This is a genomic window from Streptomyces melanogenes, from assembly GCF_014649795.1.
Classification (GTDB): Bacteria; Actinomycetota; Actinomycetes; order Streptomycetales; family Streptomycetaceae; genus Streptomyces; species Streptomyces noboritoensis.
The window spans coordinates 40,467-56,769 of the sequence record NZ_BMTS01000028.1; the positions used below are offsets into that span (position 1 = coordinate 40,467).

Genomic DNA, 16,303 nt, shown 5'->3' on the forward strand with positions numbered 1-16,303 from the left:
GTGATCCTTCTATGCAACTCGTTGCATAGCCAAGCCGCACCGCCCGAGTGAGACCGGGATCACCCGGCGTGGCCGGTGGGCAGGTGCCGGTACAAGAACGCGAGCTCGGCGTCGGCGGCTCGTTCGTGGCCGTCGAGGAAGGGTTCGTAGTGGCCGCCCGGCATGCGGACGAGTTCCCCGCGCGGCGCTCGCCCGGCGGCGTCGGCGGCGGGCTCGGGGAGTGCTGACTGGTCCTGGTCGCAGACGAGGACCAGTAGGGGGCACGCGATACGGGAGGCGTGGCGGCCGGGCCGGTAGAACGTCAGGCTCAGGGCGGTGCGGGCGGCGACCGTCTGCTGCCACTCCGGGTAGGCGTTGTCCGGGTTCAGCGCCCTGTCGCCGTCGATGCTGTCCGGTGTGGTGAGGAGCGCGACGGTGCCGGGTTCGCCCGCGAGCGGGACCAACAGGGGCCGCAGGCCGATCAGTTGGCCGACGGTGTCGAGCAGGGCGCGGCCGGTCATGCGCAGTGCCGCGAGCGGCTTCTGGTGGCGAGCCGCGGCGCGCGTGGCCGCCGGACCGTCGGCCAATGGCGTCTGGGCGATGGCCGCCGCGAGCCGCGGGTTGCGCGCCGCGACGGGGAAGACATGGCCGCCCGAGAGGGAGAAACCCCAGATGGCGAGTCTGGCCGGGTCGACTTCCGGCAGGGTCGCGGCATGGGCGATCGCGGCCTGCCAGTCGTCCAGTTGCTCACCGATGGGCACCACCTGGCGCGGGTGGCCGCCGCTCTCCCCCAAGTGCCGGTAGTCGAAGGCGAGGACCGAGAACCCGGCTTCGTGGAACCGCCTGGCGAACGGGTCGGTGCCGGGCTCCTTGGTCACCGCACCACCGGCCGCCATGATCACGCACGCCTGGTTGGTGCCCGGGTAGTGCCAGGCGACGCACTCCGCGCCTCCACTGATGAATCGGACCTTCTCGCGTAATACGGACACGCTCATGTCGACCTCCGAGTGGTTGGGCCTCCACCCCACGAACGAAGTGAACCACGTGGTTCACATACTGTCCATGACGATCAACGGGCCGTCCCCGGAGGGGATTTCGGACCGGTCACACGGCCTCCTCCCGCTCCAGCGCACGTGCCAACGCCTCGAAGCCCGCCGCGATCCCCGCCGTGTCTCCGCTGGTCCGCGCGTCCACCAGGAATCCGCGCAACGTCGCGAGCACCATCTCGGCGACCTCGTGCTTGCGCTGTGCGGTCCAGTGCTCCGGACATACGGACAGCAGCACGGGCAGATACTGCTCCGACGCGCCCCGGCCGAGTTCCGCGTAGCGCTCGGGGTCGTACATCGCCAGGCCGATGGCCTGTTCCAGGACGCGTGCCTGTGGCCCCACGAGGTCGGGCCACACCGCGCGCACCCAGTCCGCCAGGGTGCGGCGGGCCGGCCCTTCGGTGGCGGCGGCCCACGCCCGTACTATGCGTTGCTCGCGCAGTTGGAAGATCGCCTGCTTGAGCAGGTCGTCGGCTCCGTCGAAGTGGTACAGCAGCACCTTGTGCGTCGTGCCCGCCGCCCGCGCCGCACGCCGCAGCGAGAAGTCGACGAGGCCGTTGACGGCGAGGTCGTCGGTGACGCGGTCGAGCAGGTCACGGCGTCGGGCCTCGCCGCGCGGCGATCCCGCCGACCGGCGGTAGCCCGCTTGCTTCGGTGTGCCCTCGTCGGCGGAAGTGTCCATGCGGACAGCTTCCACGATCACGGCCGTACGCGGCGAACGTACGGGCTTCGCCGAGCGGCGGCCACGGCTGCGATCTCCCGTATATGAAACATAGATGCCCTGCTGTGAGACTCGGGCTCAGAACTACTCGCAGGCCAGGTCGTAGCCATAGGCCTCCTCGAAAGACAGGGAACTCCCGTGCAGAACAACCTGAAGTCCGGCGCCCGCCGCATGACCGTTCTCGTCCCGGCCCTCCTCGCCGCCCTCGTCGCCGTCTCGGGACCGGTCCTGTCCTCGGCCCACTCCGGTGACACCGCACGCACCTCCCTGGCCGACGGCCCCGTCCAGCCCGGCAAGAGCAACCCCGTGGAGTTCAACACCAAGGCGTGACCGGCGGCAGCCACCGGGGTCATGCCGGTGTAGGGCGGACCCCCCTGCCCTACACCGCCATGACCCCGGTGGCCTCCTCCACGAGCAGCCGCGCCTGTGCCGCCTCCGGCAGACCGGCCCGGGTGAAGACCGCCAGCGCCTCTTCGGAGTGGGCCAGCGCCTCCTCGCGGCGACCGGCGTCGGCGGAGACACGGGCGTGGATCAGCAGCGCGTAGCCCCGGTCGCGGTCACGGTCGGGCACGGTCCGGAAGTAGGCCACCGCCCGGGCGGCCGCGTCCAGTGCCGAATCGACGCGGCCCAGGACACGCAGCGTCTCGGCGCAGCGGTACAGCGCCTGCGCCCGCCGGCCCGGAATCCTCTCCGCCTCGCAGACCTCCAGGCACCGCTCGTAGTCCGCCAACGCCTGCGGCAGACGGTCCAGTTCGTGCAGCGCCTGGCCCCGTACACACAGCGCGTGGGCGATGCCGTGGGGGTCCGCCATCTCGCGCAGGGCGCTCAGCGCCTCGTCGCAGGCGGGCAGCGCCTCGTCGGCCCTGCCCCCGCGGATCCGGGCCAGCGCGGCGTTGAGGGTGGTGGTCAGCCCGCCCGAGCGGTGCCCCAGCTCCCGGGCCAGGGCGAGCGCCTGGTCGAAGTGCTCGGCCGCGTCGTCGTAGCGCTGCTCGAACTGGGCGATGACGCCCAGGTCGTTGTACGCCTGCTGCAGGATCGAGCGGTCGCCCGCCCGGCGGCACGCCTCGGCGGCCAGTTGGGAGTCGGCCCGGGCCTGCGCCAGCTGGGTCGCCTGGAGCGCCGCGTTGCCGCAGATGAAGTGGGCGCGCCCGGCCGCGTGGTGGTTGCCGTGCTGCGCCGAGACCCGGGCCAGTGCCCGCGCCGTCAGGGTCATCCGCCCGTACGGGATGTCCTGGCCGAACGAGCTGAGGGCCACCAGCAGGTCCGCCGCCACCGTGAGCAGGTCCGATTCGGCGCTCTCCCCGCGCGCGACCAGGAGCTGGACGGCGTGGACGGCGCAGTCGAACTCCGCCACCACCCAGGCCCGCGCCTGCGCCAGGGTCGCGAACCGCTGCTCGCCCGGCTCGGCGGTGACGACGGAGATCGTGCTGTGCACCGGGTCGCCCGGCACCATCCGGTGGAACGCCTCGGCCGCCATCCGCAACAGATGGTGGAGCAGTCGGCGCTCCACCGCGAAGTCCGCCTCGCCCGCCGTGGCGCTGTCGGGTCGCGGCAGGTGCAGCGCGAAGTCCCGGCCGAGCTCGTGGTAGCGGTACCGCCCCGCTTCCGGCGATTCGAGCAGCGCGGCGTCCACCAGCGCCTCCAGCAGCGACTCCGTCTCCGACTCGCCGAGGCCCAGCGCCGCCGACGCGGCGGGCAGACCGATGCTCGGCCAGGCCACCGGGGCCAGCGAGCGGAACACCATCGCCTGGCTCGCGGTCAGCTGGCGGTAGCCGAGCTCGAAGACCGCGGAGACTGCCAGGTCGTCGGCCCGCAGTTCGCTCAGCCGCCGCCGTTCGTCGGCGAGCCTGGCCAGCAGGTACGCCACCGTCCAGCCCGGCCGGGCCGCCAGCCTGGCGGCCACGATGCGCACCGCCAGCGGCAGATGGGCGCAGGCGCCGACCAGGGCGACCGCGGCGGCCTCCTCCTGGTCGATCCGCTGCGCGCCGACGACGTGCCGCAGCAGGGACAGGGCTTCGGCCGGGCTGAACTCGGCGAGCTGGACGTGGGTGCCGGACGGCACACCGGAGAGGTGGGCCCGGCTGGTCACCACGACCGCGCAGTGGACGGCGCCCGGCAGCAGCGGCTTGACCTGCGCGGTGTCGCGGGCGTCGTCGAGCAGCAGGAGGACCCTGCGGCCGTCGAGGACCGTACGGAACAGCCGGGCGCGGTCCTCCACGGAGCCGGGCACCTCCTGCCTCGGCACGCCCAGCGCGGCCAGGAAGCTGGCCAGGACCGCGCCGGGGTCGGCCGGCTCCGCGCCCGTGCCGCGCAGGTCCGCGTAGAGCTGGCCGTCGGGGAACTCGTCCTTGACTCGATGGGCCACCCGCAGGGCAAGGGCGCTCTTGCCTATGCCGCCCATTCCGCTCACGGTGGCGACGGCCAGCGCGGTGCGGTCCTGGTCGACGAGGGCCTCGCACAGGGCGGCGAGCGTGGCGGCCCGGCCGCTGAAGTCGGCGATGTCGGCGGGGAGTTGCGCCGGGCGCGGGAGGGACGCCTGACCCGCAGGCTCGGCGGCCTCCTCCCGAGCCGACGGCGACGCGGCGGGAGCCTGGGCGGGCGCGACCAGCTCGGCGTCTCCGGCCAGGATCCGCTGGTGCAGCGCGCGCAGCTCCGGCCCCGGATCCAGCCCCAGCTCCGCCGCGAGCGTCTCGCGGGCCGTCCCGAACACGGCCAGCGCGTCGCCCTGGCGCCCGGCGGCGTACAGCGCCCGCATCAGGAATCCGTAGAGCCGCTCGCGCAGCGGCTGTTCGGCGATGAACGCGGTCAGTTCCGGGATGACCTGGGTGTGCCGCCCCAGCAGGAGGTCGAGGGCGAACCGTTCCTCCAGCAGTTGGCGGCGCAGCTCGGACAACCGGGAGCGCTGCTGCTCGGCGAACGGTCCCGGCACCCCCGCCAGCGGCTCCCCGCGCCACAGCCCCACCGCCTCCGCCAGCAGTGCGGCCGCCTCGTCGTGGCGTCCGGCCTCACCGGCGCGTGCCGCGTCCGCGGCCAGCCGCTCGGCGCGGAACGCGTCCACCGACTCGGGCGGCACGGCCAGCCGGTAGCCGTCGTTGACGGAGGCCAGTGCCTGCGGATCGCAGCCGCCGCTCTCCAGGATCTTGCGGAGCCGCCATACGTAGGTGCGCAGGATCATCACCGCGGAGCCGGGTGCGGCCTCGCCCCAGACGGCGCTGATCAGCTCGTGCAGGGGGACGACGTGGCCGGAGCGCAGCGCCAGCGCGGCGAGGGTCGCCTGCTGCTGGGGCGGGCCTCCGGGCACGACGGTCCCGCCGGTCTGGATGCCCAAGGATCCGAGCACGAAGAATTCCACAGTTCCCCCGGCGCACGCGCACGACTCTCACCGGCTGCTGGTCTCCAGCGGTCTGGCGCAGACCGGTAAACGGAGGATCATCTTACGGTCTGGGGATTCCGGCCAGGTGCGCTGTGATGGCGTCCGGCTTCAGCCCGATGGACGCCACGTCGGCCAGCGGCACCCACACGAGCCGGTACTGGTTGTCGCCGGACTCCCGCTCGCTCTCCGGGCCGCCGAGGCGCGGTGTGCCCGTGGCCGGGCCCATCACGAAGTAGTGCTCGGTGCGGCCCGCGTTGTCGAGGGTATGCAGCAGGGACTCGACGGTGGCGCGCAGCCCGGTCTCCTCGGCCAGTTCGCGTACGCACGCCTGCTCGGGCGTCTCCCCCTCCTCCACTCCTCCACCCGGCAGGGTGTAGTACTCCGCGCCGCCCTTGCGGCGGTGGATCAGCAGCACGGCGTCGTCCTCGCGGACGATCGCCACGGCCCGGGACTTCATCGGGTCCTCCCATGATCGACAAGTGTGCGCAGGACGTTACCGAGGTCGTCCCGCTCGTTCCAGAAACGCAGCACCAGAGCGGTGCACGCGGCCCGGTCGGCGGGGTCGAGGGTGTCGAGGTCGAGCACCCCGACCGCCCGCATGACCAGGTACGGGGCCAGCCGGCGGTCGAAGAGCCCGGGACCGAAGGCGTCGGCGAAGACGTCAAGGAGCCGGCCGAGCAGATCGGCCCGGGCGGGCGAGAGCCGGTGCGCGAAGTCGATGTGGAGCGTCGCGGTACGGGGCTCCAGGCGTGCCCGGCACAGCGGGGCCGCGTCGGCGAACGGAGCCTCCCGCCACCGGTAGGCGGCCGGATGGTATTGGGGGAACAGGTAGCCACCGCCGAGGAAGAGTGACCAGAAGGCGGTCGCCAACTCCCCGCGCACATCGTTGTGTCCGGCGTTGCTCAGATCGACGAAGACCGCCCCCCGGCCCACGTTGGTCTCGCTGAAGTCACCCTGGGACAGCACGCATTCCCGCGCACCGAGGCTCTCGAAGAAGGCCGCGGTGCCCTCCATCGCGTCCCGCATCGTCACGGCCTGCGGCACCGAGTTGACCACCACCCGCTGGTCCAGCCACGGCCGTTGGCGCGCGAAATACCAGGGGACGAGCCGTTCGGTGACCCGGCGGGCGAAGAAGGCGTCGATGGGCGAGGCCGAACTCACCGTACGGTAGCCGCAGTTCGCGCGGATGCGGTCGAGCAGCGGCTCGACCTCCCGCTCCGGCAGCAGCGTCCCGGCCCGCTCGGCCCGACACAACAGGTCGAACAGGGTGCCCCGCCCCAACCCCATCGAGGGAAGGTACTCGTACACCATGACCGTCCCCGCGTCCGTGCGCAGCAAGGACAGCAGGGTCGGCACCCGGTTGCCCGCGCCACCGAACTCCAGATACCCGGCGAGCTCGGCGACGGCGCTCTGGGCGCGGACGTATTTGAAGAAGTACGGCCGCCCGTCCCGCTGGGCGAAACCGCAGGTCGAGTTCTTCAGCTCGCTCACGTCGGTGATGCGGTAGCCCCGGGACGCCAGCGCGTGCCGCCAGACGGTGGCGCGTGAGCCGGGGGCCGACGGCACGGGAGCGAGCACCTCGACACCGCTGAGCGCCTCCACCTCGGCCCACTCCCCCGCGTCGGCCCGGTCGGCCAGCAGCTGCCGCACCGAGGCCGCGGTGGTCGGCGCGGTCACGGGGAACCGGCCAGACCGGCGCGCACCCAGTCCGCCGCCCGGGCCGCCGTCGTCTCCCGCTCCGCTCGCGGCAGGCCGAGCGCGTCGGTGTCCTTCAGGAGGTCCTCGACGATGTCCTGGACGCGCTGCTGGTAGGCGATGAAGCTGTCGCGGTAGGCCTCCTTGGGCCCGGCGAACCGCAGCCCGTCGTCGCCGTGCACGTCCACCCCGCACTCCCAGTACGAGAAGGTCGTCGACAGCGCCGCCTTTCGGTCGAAGCACTCCGCGACGGGAGTGCGCAGATGCAGGGTGCGGTGCGGCAGGGTGGCCGGGGCAAGCAGGTCGGTCAGCCACTGCCGGTCGCAGCCACGCGCCTCCGAGCGGCCCATGACGGAGTAGAGGTAGCGGTCCATGATGACCACACCGCCCGAGGCGAGGTGCGGAAGCACCTCCCGGTTGACGAGGTCGACGAGCGAGGAGGCGTACATGAGCGCCATGGTGTACGGATCCCAGTTGTCGTACTTGCCGCGCGCCTTGGAATGCCAGATGAGCGGGTTCCTGATGAACGCGCACACCTTCACGTCCCAGCCGTCGGCGGTCAGCGCCGCCTTCAGCAGCTCGATCTGCGTGGTCTTGCCCGCGCCGTCGGACCCCTCCACCGCGATGAGCCGGTACGGCGACACGGCCGCGGCGGCCGCGGCGCCGATGTTGCGCACCGGTGCCAGGCGGGGGTAGGGCCGGATGACCTCGCCCGGGTCGGGAACGTCGTCGTCGATCTTCACAGTGCGGTACTCCTACGAATCATGCGGTGTGCCAAAAGGGTCAGACGGTGGTCAGGGATGCCAGGTCCGCGACGGTCGACGCGGGGGTGCCGGCCAGGTACTCCTCGAACCAGCGCAGGACGGACGACGCGACCGCCGCGATCTCGTCAAGGCCCAGCTCCCGGTACTCCGCCCGGTCCGGGATGCGGGCCCTGCCCTGCGCGGGGAACATCCGCTCGAACTCGGCGGAGATGGCGGCCGGGTCGGTCTCCTCGACACCGGCGAGCCGCAGCAGCATCTTGGCGGCGTTCAGGACCGACTTGTACAGGCGGTAGCGGCTGGTCTCGACGCCGAGCAGGGGGCGCCGGATCTCGTGCAGGGTCCGGGCCAGGTACTCGATGGTCCGCTGGTGGCGCTGTGTCCGGGTGAAGTCCGGCAGTTCCAGGTCCGCGCTGACGTACTGACAGCCGATCCGGCCCTGTCCGAGCGAGTACAGCGCACTGTACGTACGGGAGTCGCAGCGTTGCAGCAGCAGCTCGTGGCGGGTCAGCACGGTGATGCCGAGTTTGGTGTCCAGCTCGCCGCGCAACCTGGCCAGCTCGGCGGCCAGGTCACTGGTGCATCCGGTCTCGACGACCACCAGGACGTCGAGGTCGCTGAGTTCGGGGTCGGCGGTGCCGAATCCCACGCTGCCGGCCACGGCGAACAGCAGCAGCCGATCGCCCAGCGCGGTCCGGATCCCGTGCAGGGCGGTGGCGGCGGCGTGCCGCAGTGCGGTCGGCGCGGCCAGCTCCAGGGGATCGGTCACCCGCAGGGACACGGCGGCTGGGCGTGCGGTGGCGCCGGTCATCAGGCGGTCCAGCACGAGCTCCAGATCGGGGCGGGGGCCGCTGTTGTCGACGAACAGGTCGCAGGTCGCGGCGATCCGGTCGGCTCCCCGTGCCCGCTTCACCTCGTCGTTGTGGGCCAGGGCCGCCGGGTCGACGAGCGAGCGCCGAGCTCGTACCTCCGGGGAGGCGTCCAGATAGACCACGTCGAGACGCCTGCCGAGCAGGCGCTTCAGCTCCGCGGTGATGTCCGGGCGGTGCAGGCTCTCGATGGTGTAGTCGAGCAGGTAGTAGTGGGCGTGGGCGTACCGGTCCAGTTCGTCGACGACCAGCTCGGCGAGGAGCCGAGGCTCTTCGCCGTAGGGGTCCGCGAGCCCGTGCCGGGCCGCCGCCAGGTCGATCAGATAGCCCAGCTTCAGCCGGGTGGTGGCGAACCGGCGGCGCAGATACTCTCCGGCACTGCTCTTGCCGCTCTCCGACATCCCACCGAGCCCGATGACCCGCCGGACGTCACCCAGCAACGGCCGTACGTGAAGACCGACTTGGGACAGGTGAGACCGGAACTCGTTCTGTACGGCGACGATGTCGGCCCGGTCCGCTTCGATGACCGCGCTGTGGCGGTCCCGCCGGGTTTCGAGGGCGGTGTGCAGCAGATACTGGTACCGGGCGTACCGCTCGTCGACGCCCCGCTCCCGTCCGACACTCAGCGCGGCCCCCTCCGTCGCCGAACCCAGGCCCAGCAGAACGCTGTACGGCTCGGGGGCCGACTCGCCCAGGACCTCGGCGCGTACCCCGGCGACCATGGCTTCGGCGTCCCACGCCGAGCAGTCGTCCTTGATCATGACGGAGGCGACACAGCTCGCCTCGACCGTGGCCAGGCCACGGTCCAGGACCACCCAACCGGGCCGGTCGGTGAGCGCGTCGAGCCGCCTGCGGTAGCCGTCGAGGAGCAGCGTGACGAGCTCTTCGCTGCGCGACTCGGTGAACCACCAGTGGGCCAGCTCGGTGCCGGAGAGTCGGGGCCATCGGGGCTGGTAGTGGTGGACGCTCCCGCCGATGCGCACCTCGTCGCCGGTGGCCCGCCGCAGCAGCCTCAGCTGGGTGGTCTTGCCCGCGTTGTCGGCCCCGTCGAGGGCGATGACGTTCACGAGGCCCACTCGTGCTGGAAGTCGGTGTGCAGGCTGAGGCCGCCGTCGATGAGCACCGACTGGCCGGTGATGTAGCGCGCGGCGTCGGAGAGCAGGAAGAGGGCGAGGTCGGCCACCTCATCGGGCTGTCCGATCCGGCCCAGCGGTATACGGGCTTCGCCCCGGGCCTTCTTGTCCCGGTCGGACACCCAGTCCTGGTTCATCTCCGTGTCGATGGCGCCCGGGGCGATGGCGTTGACCCGGATCCCGTGCCGCGCGTACTCCAGGGCCAGGGTGGCGGTGAGCATCCGCAGCGCCGCCTTGCTCGCCGCGTAGCTGGCGAACCCGGGCTTGGGGACGGTCTCGTGGACGCTGGTGATGTTCAGGACCGCGCCGCGCACGCCGGTGCGCACGAAGTGGTCGAGTGCCGTTCGGGCACACAGGAACGCGCCGACCAGATTGGTGTCCAGAACGCGGGAGAAATCCGCCAGAGAATGGAGGTGAGTGGCCGAGGGAAGCTGTTCACCGGCGTTGTTCACCAGAAAGTCGAGCGAGTTCGTCCCGCTCAGCGCGAGCTGGTACATGTCCTTCACCGCGCCTTCCGACGAGACATCCGCCTCGATGAGCTGGTAGTCGACTCCCAGGGCGTCCAGGTATTCCCGGGCCGCCTTTTCCCGGCGGCGCCCTTCCGTACTGCTCCAGTCCCGGTCGTTGAGCACCACACGGGCGCCGGACCGGGCCAGACCCCAGGCTATGGATCGGCCGATCCCGGAACCCGCACCGGTTATCAGGGCGCTTTTGCCTGCCATCGGCAACTGGTCGGTCATGGCTGGCCGAACCCCTCTCATCTGCTGGTGAGCAGCCGATCCTGGCAAGCGCCCATATATCTCTGATCTACGTCGGAGCGGTCGCACATATACGGCTCATCAACGAATTATCTATGGGCGAGAAAAAACGAATGATGCCTTCGATCCGGGCTTGACGTCGCGTTTCTGATGCTCATATGTTTCTGGGGCACCCCCGACGGACCGAGAAACGAAGGGAGGAAACCACAATGCGAGCTCACAAGGTGTCGCTCCGTCCGCGTCTGGACAAGACGTCGACGAAGCAGCGGTAATTTCCGCTCATAAAAGCAGGGCGGAGCACTTGCTCCGCCCTGCTTTGTCTCTCCGCACAGAACGTCCGAGAATCCAGGGAAAGGCCGAGATGCCAAGCTCGCCCACCGTCGTCGAACCCTCCGCGCTGCCGACGATCGCACTACTGGACGAGCGGTTGCGCACGACCAGCATCTGCCTCGCCGTCCGCTACGGCTCCCGCGACGACCCGGCGGAGCACGGCGGCCTCGCCCACCTGCTTGAGCACACCCTGATGTCGGCCCCGCTGGACGGGAACCCCTCGTTCTGCGAGCAGGTGGAACGGCTCGGCGGCCACGCCAACGCCGAGACCGGCCTCGACATCATGCTCTTCTACGCCCAGGTGCACGCCGACGACGCCGATACGGTGGCGCGACTGCTGCACCAGGCCGTCCTGCGGCCCGAGTTGACCGACGCGGTGCTCGACACCGAGCGCGACGCGGTGCTGCAGGAGCTCGCCGCCGCGCAGGCCGACCCGGGCGACGTCGTGCAGGACGCCTTCCTGGCCCGGCTTTTCCCCGGTCACCCGCTGGGCCGGCCGGTCGGCGGCGACGTCGAGCAGATCCGCCGGATCAGCCTCCTCGACGTCCTGGTCGGACACCGCACCAGGTTCCTCACCAGTGCCATGACGCTGGTCGTGATCGGGCCCCGGCTGCCGCGCCTCGACGGCCTCGGACGGACCGTGCCGGCCGCAGTCCCGCCGCCCGCCCAGGCCCTGCCTCCTCTTGCCGGGCCCACGGGCACCGTGACGTGGCCCGACGAGTACGGCTGGGTCTGCGTCGGCGCCCGCTCCAGCGCGGCCGACGACGCCGGGCGCCGCCGCTTCGCGATCCTGGCCCAACTCCTCGGCGACAGCCCCTCGTCCCCGCTCTACCGCAGACTGCGCAACGAGGCCGGGCTCGCCTACTCGTTCGCGTGCTGGGACCGCGGTTACCAGGAAGCGGGCGCATGGCGGGTCCTGGTCGGCGTCGAACCCGGCAACGGCGAGACGGTCGTGGCGATCGTGCGGGAGATCCTGGCCGAGCTGGCATCCGCCGGACCCGACCCGGACGACCTGGCGGCCGCCCGCCGACAGGCCGGGATGCGGCTGATCCTGGACAGCGAGTCACCCCTCGACCAGCTGCGTATGGTCGCCCAGCGCACCCGCGCCGGAACCGCCGAATGGTCGCTGGCCGGGGAGTTGGCGGCCCTGGACGCCGTCGACGCGGAACAGGTCCGCGCCGCGGCGGCCGAGGTACTGGGCGAGCTGACCGTCGTCGTACGACCGGAGGCGTCATGAGCACCCCCACCACCGTCTCCCCCGCCTACCTGGCCTGGGCCGACGAGCAGCGGATGCGGGCCGAGATCGCCCAGCACGTCTATGTGGCGGGAGCGCAGACCGACCCCGTCACCCAGGAACAGAACTGCCTGGTGGAGTACGCCGCACCGGAACTGCTGGCCGCGCCCACCGTTCTGGCCGAGCTCGAACAGCAGTTGGCCACCGCCCACCCCGGGGCCACGGCGTTGCTGCTGCGCGCACCCGGCGACACCCGACTGCCCGCGCCCTGGCGGCCGTCCGTCAGCTATGTGCGCTACACCGGCGCCGTACCGCAAGACCCACGTCCGTCGGACGGCCTCGCCGTCGCACCGGCCGGACCGGAGCACGACGCGCTGGTCCTGGGCTGGCTGGCCCGTGCGATCGCCGACGGCTACGGGCCCGAGAACGCGCGGAGCGCGGAGCTGATCGACGCCGCCGCCACGGACGTAGTCGACGCCCCCGATCGGGTCTCCTTCCTGCTGACCCGCGACGGCCGCCCGGTCGGCCACGCCTCCGTCCTGACCGAGGCCCAGGACGAGGTCACCGGCACCGGGTTCATCGACCTGTTCGACCTGCTGGTCGAGGAGGGCGACGTCGTACGGCCCGGCACCGCGGCGCTGGTCGCCGCGTGCGCCGCCTTCGCCGCCGAGCGGGAACGTCCGCTGTTCGGCAACGTCGTGCACGACGGCTCCGGCCCCGACAGCGGCGCCCGGGTCGTGGCGTCCCTGCTGGAGCGCGGCTGGTGCCTCGACCACCGGTTCTGGCGCCGCCCCCGCCCCGACAAGGAGACCTCCGTATGAGCACCCGCGCCCGCGCCGACTCGATCGATCTGCCGCTGCTGTACCGGCTGTTCGACCTCTCCCCCGACGACGACCTGCGCTTCCTGGTCCGCCGGGCCAGGGCCACCCGGGAAGCCCTCGTCCAGCTGGTCTTCTCGGTCGCCGAGCGGGCCGGGCACAGGCTCGGCACCGGATCCGCCGACGAACTGCGCCGCGCCCGGACCCGCGCCGACGGCTACCGCCGCCTGCACACCGCCGTCTCGGCCGCCCATCCCGTACACGTACTCAAGGGACCCGCGATCGCCCAGCACTACCCCGAAGGCGTCCTGCGGCCGACCGGCGACCTCGATCTGGTGGTCTCCGGCGAGCGGGAACTCTGGAGCGTCGTCCGGGTGGTGCTCGACCACCAGGCCGTCGACACGATCGACTACTCCGTGGTCGACGGTGAGCACCGGCACATGATGGCCACCCTGTCCTGGGCGCCGCTGGACCCGCTGCTCGACCGCGACGCCAAGATCGACGTGGGCACCGCCGCCTACTTCGGGGACGGCGAGGTGCTGACCGTACGCTCGCGGCCCCCGGCGGACGAGGTACTCACCAGCCTGCTGGCGATCGCCGAGGAGAAGTTCCAGCGCGCCTTCCACGCCGTCGACGCGATCGACGTGATCGTCCTGTCCCAGGTCGGCCCGGACTCGGTCGCGGACGCCGAGGCGACGGTCCGCGAGTTCCGGCTGGCCCCGGAGGTCACGGAACTGCTCGCCCACGCCGGACGCTGTGCACCCCTCGGCCCGTTCGAAGAGCTGCGCCGACGGCTGGAACCGGCCGCCGAGCAGGAGCGCGAGCTGCGCTCCGCCGCCACCGCCCGGGAGACCGCGCCGGCCACACGAGTCCGCTACGGCATGGAGCTGCGCCGGGCCCAACGCCCCGACTGGCGGCGCGCGGTGGAGCACCACGCGGGCGGCGACACCCTGATGCTGACCCCGGTCGGCGACTATCTGCTGGTCGAGTCAGAGCTGGTCGCACCGGACCGCTACGAGGCGGCGCTCGCCGCCCTCCCCCACCTGCCCGAAGGACCCCGATGAGTGCCATCGAGATACGCGCGCTGTGCCGCGACTACGGCGTGGGCCGGGCCGGCGACAAACGCACCCAGGCCCTCAGCGACGTGGACCTGACCGTCGAACTCGGCGAGGTGCGCGGCCTGGTCGGCCCCAACGGCGCGGGCAAGACCACCCTGTGCAAGATCCTTTCGACCGTACTCGAAGCCACCTCCGGCAGCGCCCAGGTGCTGGGCCACGACGCCGCCACCGACGCGGCGACCGTCCGCCGCCACATCGGGATCGTCTTCGGCGGCGACCGGGGTCTGTACGGACGGCTCAACGCCCGGCAGAACCTGCGGTTCTGGGCCGCGATGTACGGACTGCACGGCGCCCCGCTGCGGCTACGGGTCGACGAACTGCTGGAGCGGCTCGGCCTGGCCGACCGCGCGGGCGACCGCGTCGACACCTTCTCGCGCGGGATGAAGCAGCGGCTGCACCTGGCCCGCGGGCTGGTCGGCGACCCGCGCGTACTGCTCCTCGACGAACCCACCGTGGGCATGGACCCGGTGGCCGCCCGCGACTTTCGTTCGCTCGTCGGCGAGATGCGCGCGGAGGGCAGGACCGTGCTGATCACCACGCACGACATGGCCGAGGCCGAGGCGGTCTGCGACCTGGTGACCATGATCGACCGGGGGCGCGTACTCCTCACCGACACCCCCTCCGCCATCGGCGAAGTGGTGCCCCGGCACGAACGCGTGGTCGCGGGCGCGGTACCGGAACAGACCCGGCAGGCGCTCACCGCGCTGCCGGGCGTCGTCTCCGTCGAGCAGGAGCCGTCCGGCCGCCTCCGGGTGGAGACCGCCGACTCCTCGGTGACCGGTACCGTACTGCGGCTCCTGGTGGAGGCGGGGGTGTCCGACCTGTCCACCCAGCGGCCGAACCTGGAGGACGCCTACCTCCACCTCATCGGCGACCGCGGGATGGCGGTCGGCTGATGCGGATCTTCCTCACCGGCTTCCGGTTCCAGCTCAGGGTCGCCTGGGGCTCCCCGGACACCTTGCAGATCTGTGTCACCGCCCCGCTGTTCACGCTGGTCTTCATGGCCATCGCGGAGCACGCGGAACGGCCCGACCTCGCCCCGTTCGCCATCGTGTCCCCCACCCTCATGTCACTGTGGACGCTGGCCCTGTTCATCGCGGGCGAGCTGATCGGCGACGAGCGCAGGTCCGGCACCCTGGAAGCGCTGATCGCCGTACCGGCGCGGCTCTCCACCCTGGTGATCGGGCGGATCTGCGCGGTGACCACCCTCGGGCTGCTGTCCTTCGCGGAGGCGTGGCTGGTCGCCGGGCTCGTCTTCGACCGGTGGCTGGCGGTGCGCCACCCGCTGCCGTTCGTGCTGTGCCTGGTGGTGACCGCGCTGGCGATGGCCGCCACCGCGACCATCTTCTCGCCGCTGTTCATCCTGATGCCCTCGGCCCGCACGGTCCAGAACACCCTCACCTACCCGTTCTACCTGCTCAGCGGTGTCCTCATCCCCGTGGCGATGCTGCCGTTCTGGCTCCGGCCGGCGTCCCACCTGATCTTCCTGTCCTGGAGCGGCGACCTGCTGCGCGACAGCCTGGCCGCACCGGCCCCGCACGACGTCGCCGCCCGCCTCGCCGCCGTCCTGGCGCTGGGCGCCGTGAGCCATCTGATCGGAATGGCGCTGCTGCACCGCGTGCTGCGCCGAGTCCGCCGACTAGGAACGCTGTCCCACTCATGAGCCTCACCGCATCGATCACCGCGCCCGCGCGCATCATCCGCTACAGCGCCGCCAACGCGCTGGCCGACATGCGCCACATGTACACCTGGAAGACGTGGACGTTCGGCTGGCTGGGCCGGATGCTGGCCCAGGTCACCTTCTTCGCGTTCTTCGGCCACGTCATCGGCTCCGCCGACCAGACGCGCTATCTGCTCGTCGGCAACGCGGTCATGACCTGTGTCATCGAATCGATGATGGTCATCGTCTCCACCACCTGGGAGCGCCGGGTCGGCACCCTGACCCTGCTGAGCGCGGCACCGGCCCCGCTCTCCTGGGTGTTCATCGGCCGCAGCCTGCAGTGGCCGGTCAGCGGGACGCTCACCTCACTGGCCGCGCTGTTCGGCCTCGGCCCGGCGTTCGGGGTGCACTGGCGGGCCGGGCAGATCCTGCCCGTCACCGCGCTGGTCGTCCTCACCGCGGCGACCACCTACTGCTTCGGCCTGTTCGTCGCCGCCGTGGCCTTCAACGCCGACGGCGCCCGCAACATCATCTCCAACGCCACGTATCTGCTCATGATGGCGGTGTGCGGAGTCCAGGTGCCGACCTCGTACTGGCCCGACTGGGTACGGGTCGTGGCCCAGGCGATCCCCCTCACCCAGACCCTCAAGGCGATACGTTCCGTCAGCGGCGGCACCGGCCCCGCCCTCGTCCCCGCCTGCTGGGCCGTGCTGCTCGGCGTCGGCTGGCTCGTCGCGGCCTCCTGGATGTTCCAACTGATGGCCCGCCGGGGCCGCCGCACGGGCTCGATGGGAACGGGTGCCTGACG

At 71.7% G+C, this 16,303-nt stretch carries 15 protein-coding genes; 7 read left to right on the plus strand and 8 right to left on the minus strand.

Translation table 11 applies throughout. The annotated features are described in order from the left end of the window. Nucleotides 1-59: 59 nt before the first annotated feature. Nucleotides 60-974, minus strand: coding sequence for an alpha/beta hydrolase (locus tag IE252_RS36765; RefSeq protein ID WP_190093825.1), 915 nt, complete (start codon nucleotides 972-974; stop codon nucleotides 60-62). Nucleotides 975-1,083: 109 nt separating this feature from the next. Continuing rightward, nucleotides 1,084-1,707, minus strand: a complete 624-nt coding sequence (locus IE252_RS36770) for a TetR/AcrR family transcriptional regulator (protein ID WP_190093826.1) — start codon at nucleotides 1,705-1,707, stop codon at nucleotides 1,084-1,086. A 177-nt stretch (nucleotides 1,708-1,884) separates the two neighbouring features. Between IE252_RS36770 and IE252_RS36775 the strand changes: the two genes are divergently transcribed. Further along, on the plus strand, nucleotides 1,885-2,076 hold the full coding sequence (locus tag IE252_RS36775; protein WP_190093827.1) for a hypothetical protein: 192 nt from the start codon (nucleotides 1,885-1,887) through the stop codon (nucleotides 2,074-2,076). Nucleotides 2,077-2,125: 49 nt separating this feature from the next. Here the strand turns inward: IE252_RS36775 and IE252_RS36780 are convergent, their stop codons facing one another. From IE252_RS36780 to IE252_RS36805, 6 genes are all read right to left on the minus strand, one after another. Continuing rightward, nucleotides 2,126-5,086, minus strand: coding sequence for an AfsR/SARP family transcriptional regulator (locus IE252_RS36780; protein ID WP_229849033.1), 2,961 nt, complete (start codon nucleotides 5,084-5,086; stop codon nucleotides 2,126-2,128). A 94-nt stretch (nucleotides 5,087-5,180) separates the two neighbouring features. Next, nucleotides 5,181-5,576 carry an NUDIX domain-containing protein gene (locus tag IE252_RS36785; protein ID WP_190093828.1) on the minus strand — a complete coding sequence of 132 codons (396 nt, stop codon included), beginning with the start codon at nucleotides 5,574-5,576 and terminating at the stop codon, nucleotides 5,181-5,183. Then, nucleotides 5,573-6,796 (minus strand): hypothetical protein, encoded by a 1,224-nt coding sequence (locus tag IE252_RS36790; protein ID WP_190093829.1) that lies wholly within the window; start codon nucleotides 6,794-6,796, stop codon nucleotides 5,573-5,575. Before IE252_RS36790 ends, IE252_RS36785 begins: the two co-directional genes overlap by 4 nt. After that, complete coding sequence (locus tag IE252_RS36795) at nucleotides 6,793-7,557, minus strand: dTMP kinase (protein WP_190093830.1); 765 nt, start codon at nucleotides 7,555-7,557, stop codon at nucleotides 6,793-6,795. Before IE252_RS36795 ends, IE252_RS36790 begins: the two co-directional genes overlap by 4 nt. 40 nt (nucleotides 7,558-7,597) lie before the next feature. Beyond that, nucleotides 7,598-9,511 carry a hypothetical protein gene (locus IE252_RS36800; protein ID WP_190093831.1) on the minus strand — a complete coding sequence of 638 codons (1,914 nt, stop codon included), beginning with the start codon at nucleotides 9,509-9,511 and terminating at the stop codon, nucleotides 7,598-7,600. Continuing rightward, the gene (locus IE252_RS36805; RefSeq protein WP_190093832.1) at nucleotides 9,508-10,317 is read right to left on the minus strand and encodes a glucose 1-dehydrogenase; all 810 of its coding nucleotides are present in this window, start codon (nucleotides 10,315-10,317) and stop codon (nucleotides 9,508-9,510) included. Before IE252_RS36805 ends, IE252_RS36800 begins: the two co-directional genes overlap by 4 nt. A 379-nt stretch (nucleotides 10,318-10,696) precedes the next feature. Here IE252_RS36805 and IE252_RS36810 point away from each other — a divergent pair, with 379 nt between their 5' ends. From IE252_RS36810 to IE252_RS36835, 6 genes are read left to right on the plus strand one after another with little or no spacing between them, the layout of a single operon-like run. After that, nucleotides 10,697-11,902 carry a M16 family metallopeptidase gene (locus IE252_RS36810; protein ID WP_190093833.1) on the plus strand — a complete coding sequence of 402 codons (1,206 nt, stop codon included), beginning with the start codon at nucleotides 10,697-10,699 and terminating at the stop codon, nucleotides 11,900-11,902. Next, on the plus strand, nucleotides 11,899-12,720 hold the full coding sequence (locus tag IE252_RS36815; protein ID WP_190093834.1) for a hypothetical protein: 822 nt from the start codon (nucleotides 11,899-11,901) through the stop codon (nucleotides 12,718-12,720). Before IE252_RS36810 ends, IE252_RS36815 begins: the two co-directional genes overlap by 4 nt. Further along, nucleotides 12,717-13,781, plus strand: coding sequence for a nucleotidyltransferase family protein (locus IE252_RS36820; protein WP_190093835.1), 1,065 nt, complete (start codon nucleotides 12,717-12,719; stop codon nucleotides 13,779-13,781). The genes IE252_RS36815 and IE252_RS36820 overlap by 4 nt, the downstream gene beginning before the upstream one ends. Beyond that, nucleotides 13,778-14,731 carry an ABC transporter ATP-binding protein gene (locus tag IE252_RS36825; protein WP_190093836.1) on the plus strand — a complete coding sequence of 318 codons (954 nt, stop codon included), beginning with the start codon at nucleotides 13,778-13,780 and terminating at the stop codon, nucleotides 14,729-14,731. Before IE252_RS36820 ends, IE252_RS36825 begins: the two co-directional genes overlap by 4 nt. Next, entirely contained in the window at nucleotides 14,731-15,498 is a 768-nt protein-coding gene (locus tag IE252_RS36830) for an ABC transporter permease (protein ID WP_101386423.1), read from the plus strand. The genes IE252_RS36825 and IE252_RS36830 overlap by 1 nt, the downstream gene beginning before the upstream one ends. Then, complete coding sequence (locus tag IE252_RS36835) at nucleotides 15,495-16,301, plus strand: ABC transporter permease (RefSeq protein ID WP_190093837.1); 807 nt, start codon at nucleotides 15,495-15,497, stop codon at nucleotides 16,299-16,301. Before IE252_RS36830 ends, IE252_RS36835 begins: the two co-directional genes overlap by 4 nt. Nucleotides 16,302-16,303: the final 2 nt, after the last annotated feature.

What these genes read in the sequence shown, in the direction of transcription:
- IE252_RS36765 (WP_190093825.1), bottom strand. Translation starts at nt 974, where the DNA reads ATGAGCGTGTCCGTATTACGCGAGAAGGTCCGATTCATCAGTGGAGGC.
- IE252_RS36770 (WP_190093826.1), bottom strand. Translation starts at nt 1,707, where the DNA reads ATGGACACTTCCGCCGACGAGGGCACACCGAAGCAAGCGGGCTACCGC.
- IE252_RS36785 (WP_190093828.1), bottom strand. Translation starts at nt 5,576, where the DNA reads ATGAAGTCCCGGGCCGTGGCGATCGTCCGCGAGGACGACGCCGTGCTG.
- IE252_RS36805 (WP_190093832.1), bottom strand. Translation starts at nt 10,317, where the DNA reads ATGACCGACCAGTTGCCGATGGCAGGCAAAAGCGCCCTGATAACCGGT.
- IE252_RS36810 (WP_190093833.1), top strand. Translation starts at nt 10,697, where the DNA reads ATGCCAAGCTCGCCCACCGTCGTCGAACCCTCCGCGCTGCCGACGATC.
- IE252_RS36815 (WP_190093834.1), top strand. Translation starts at nt 11,899, where the DNA reads ATGAGCACCCCCACCACCGTCTCCCCCGCCTACCTGGCCTGGGCCGAC.
- IE252_RS36820 (WP_190093835.1), top strand. Translation starts at nt 12,717, where the DNA reads ATGAGCACCCGCGCCCGCGCCGACTCGATCGATCTGCCGCTGCTGTAC.
- IE252_RS36825 (WP_190093836.1), top strand. Translation starts at nt 13,778, where the DNA reads ATGAGTGCCATCGAGATACGCGCGCTGTGCCGCGACTACGGCGTGGGC.
- IE252_RS36830 (WP_101386423.1), top strand. Translation starts at nt 14,731, where the DNA reads ATGCGGATCTTCCTCACCGGCTTCCGGTTCCAGCTCAGGGTCGCCTGG.
- IE252_RS36835 (WP_190093837.1), top strand. Translation starts at nt 15,495, where the DNA reads ATGAGCCTCACCGCATCGATCACCGCGCCCGCGCGCATCATCCGCTAC.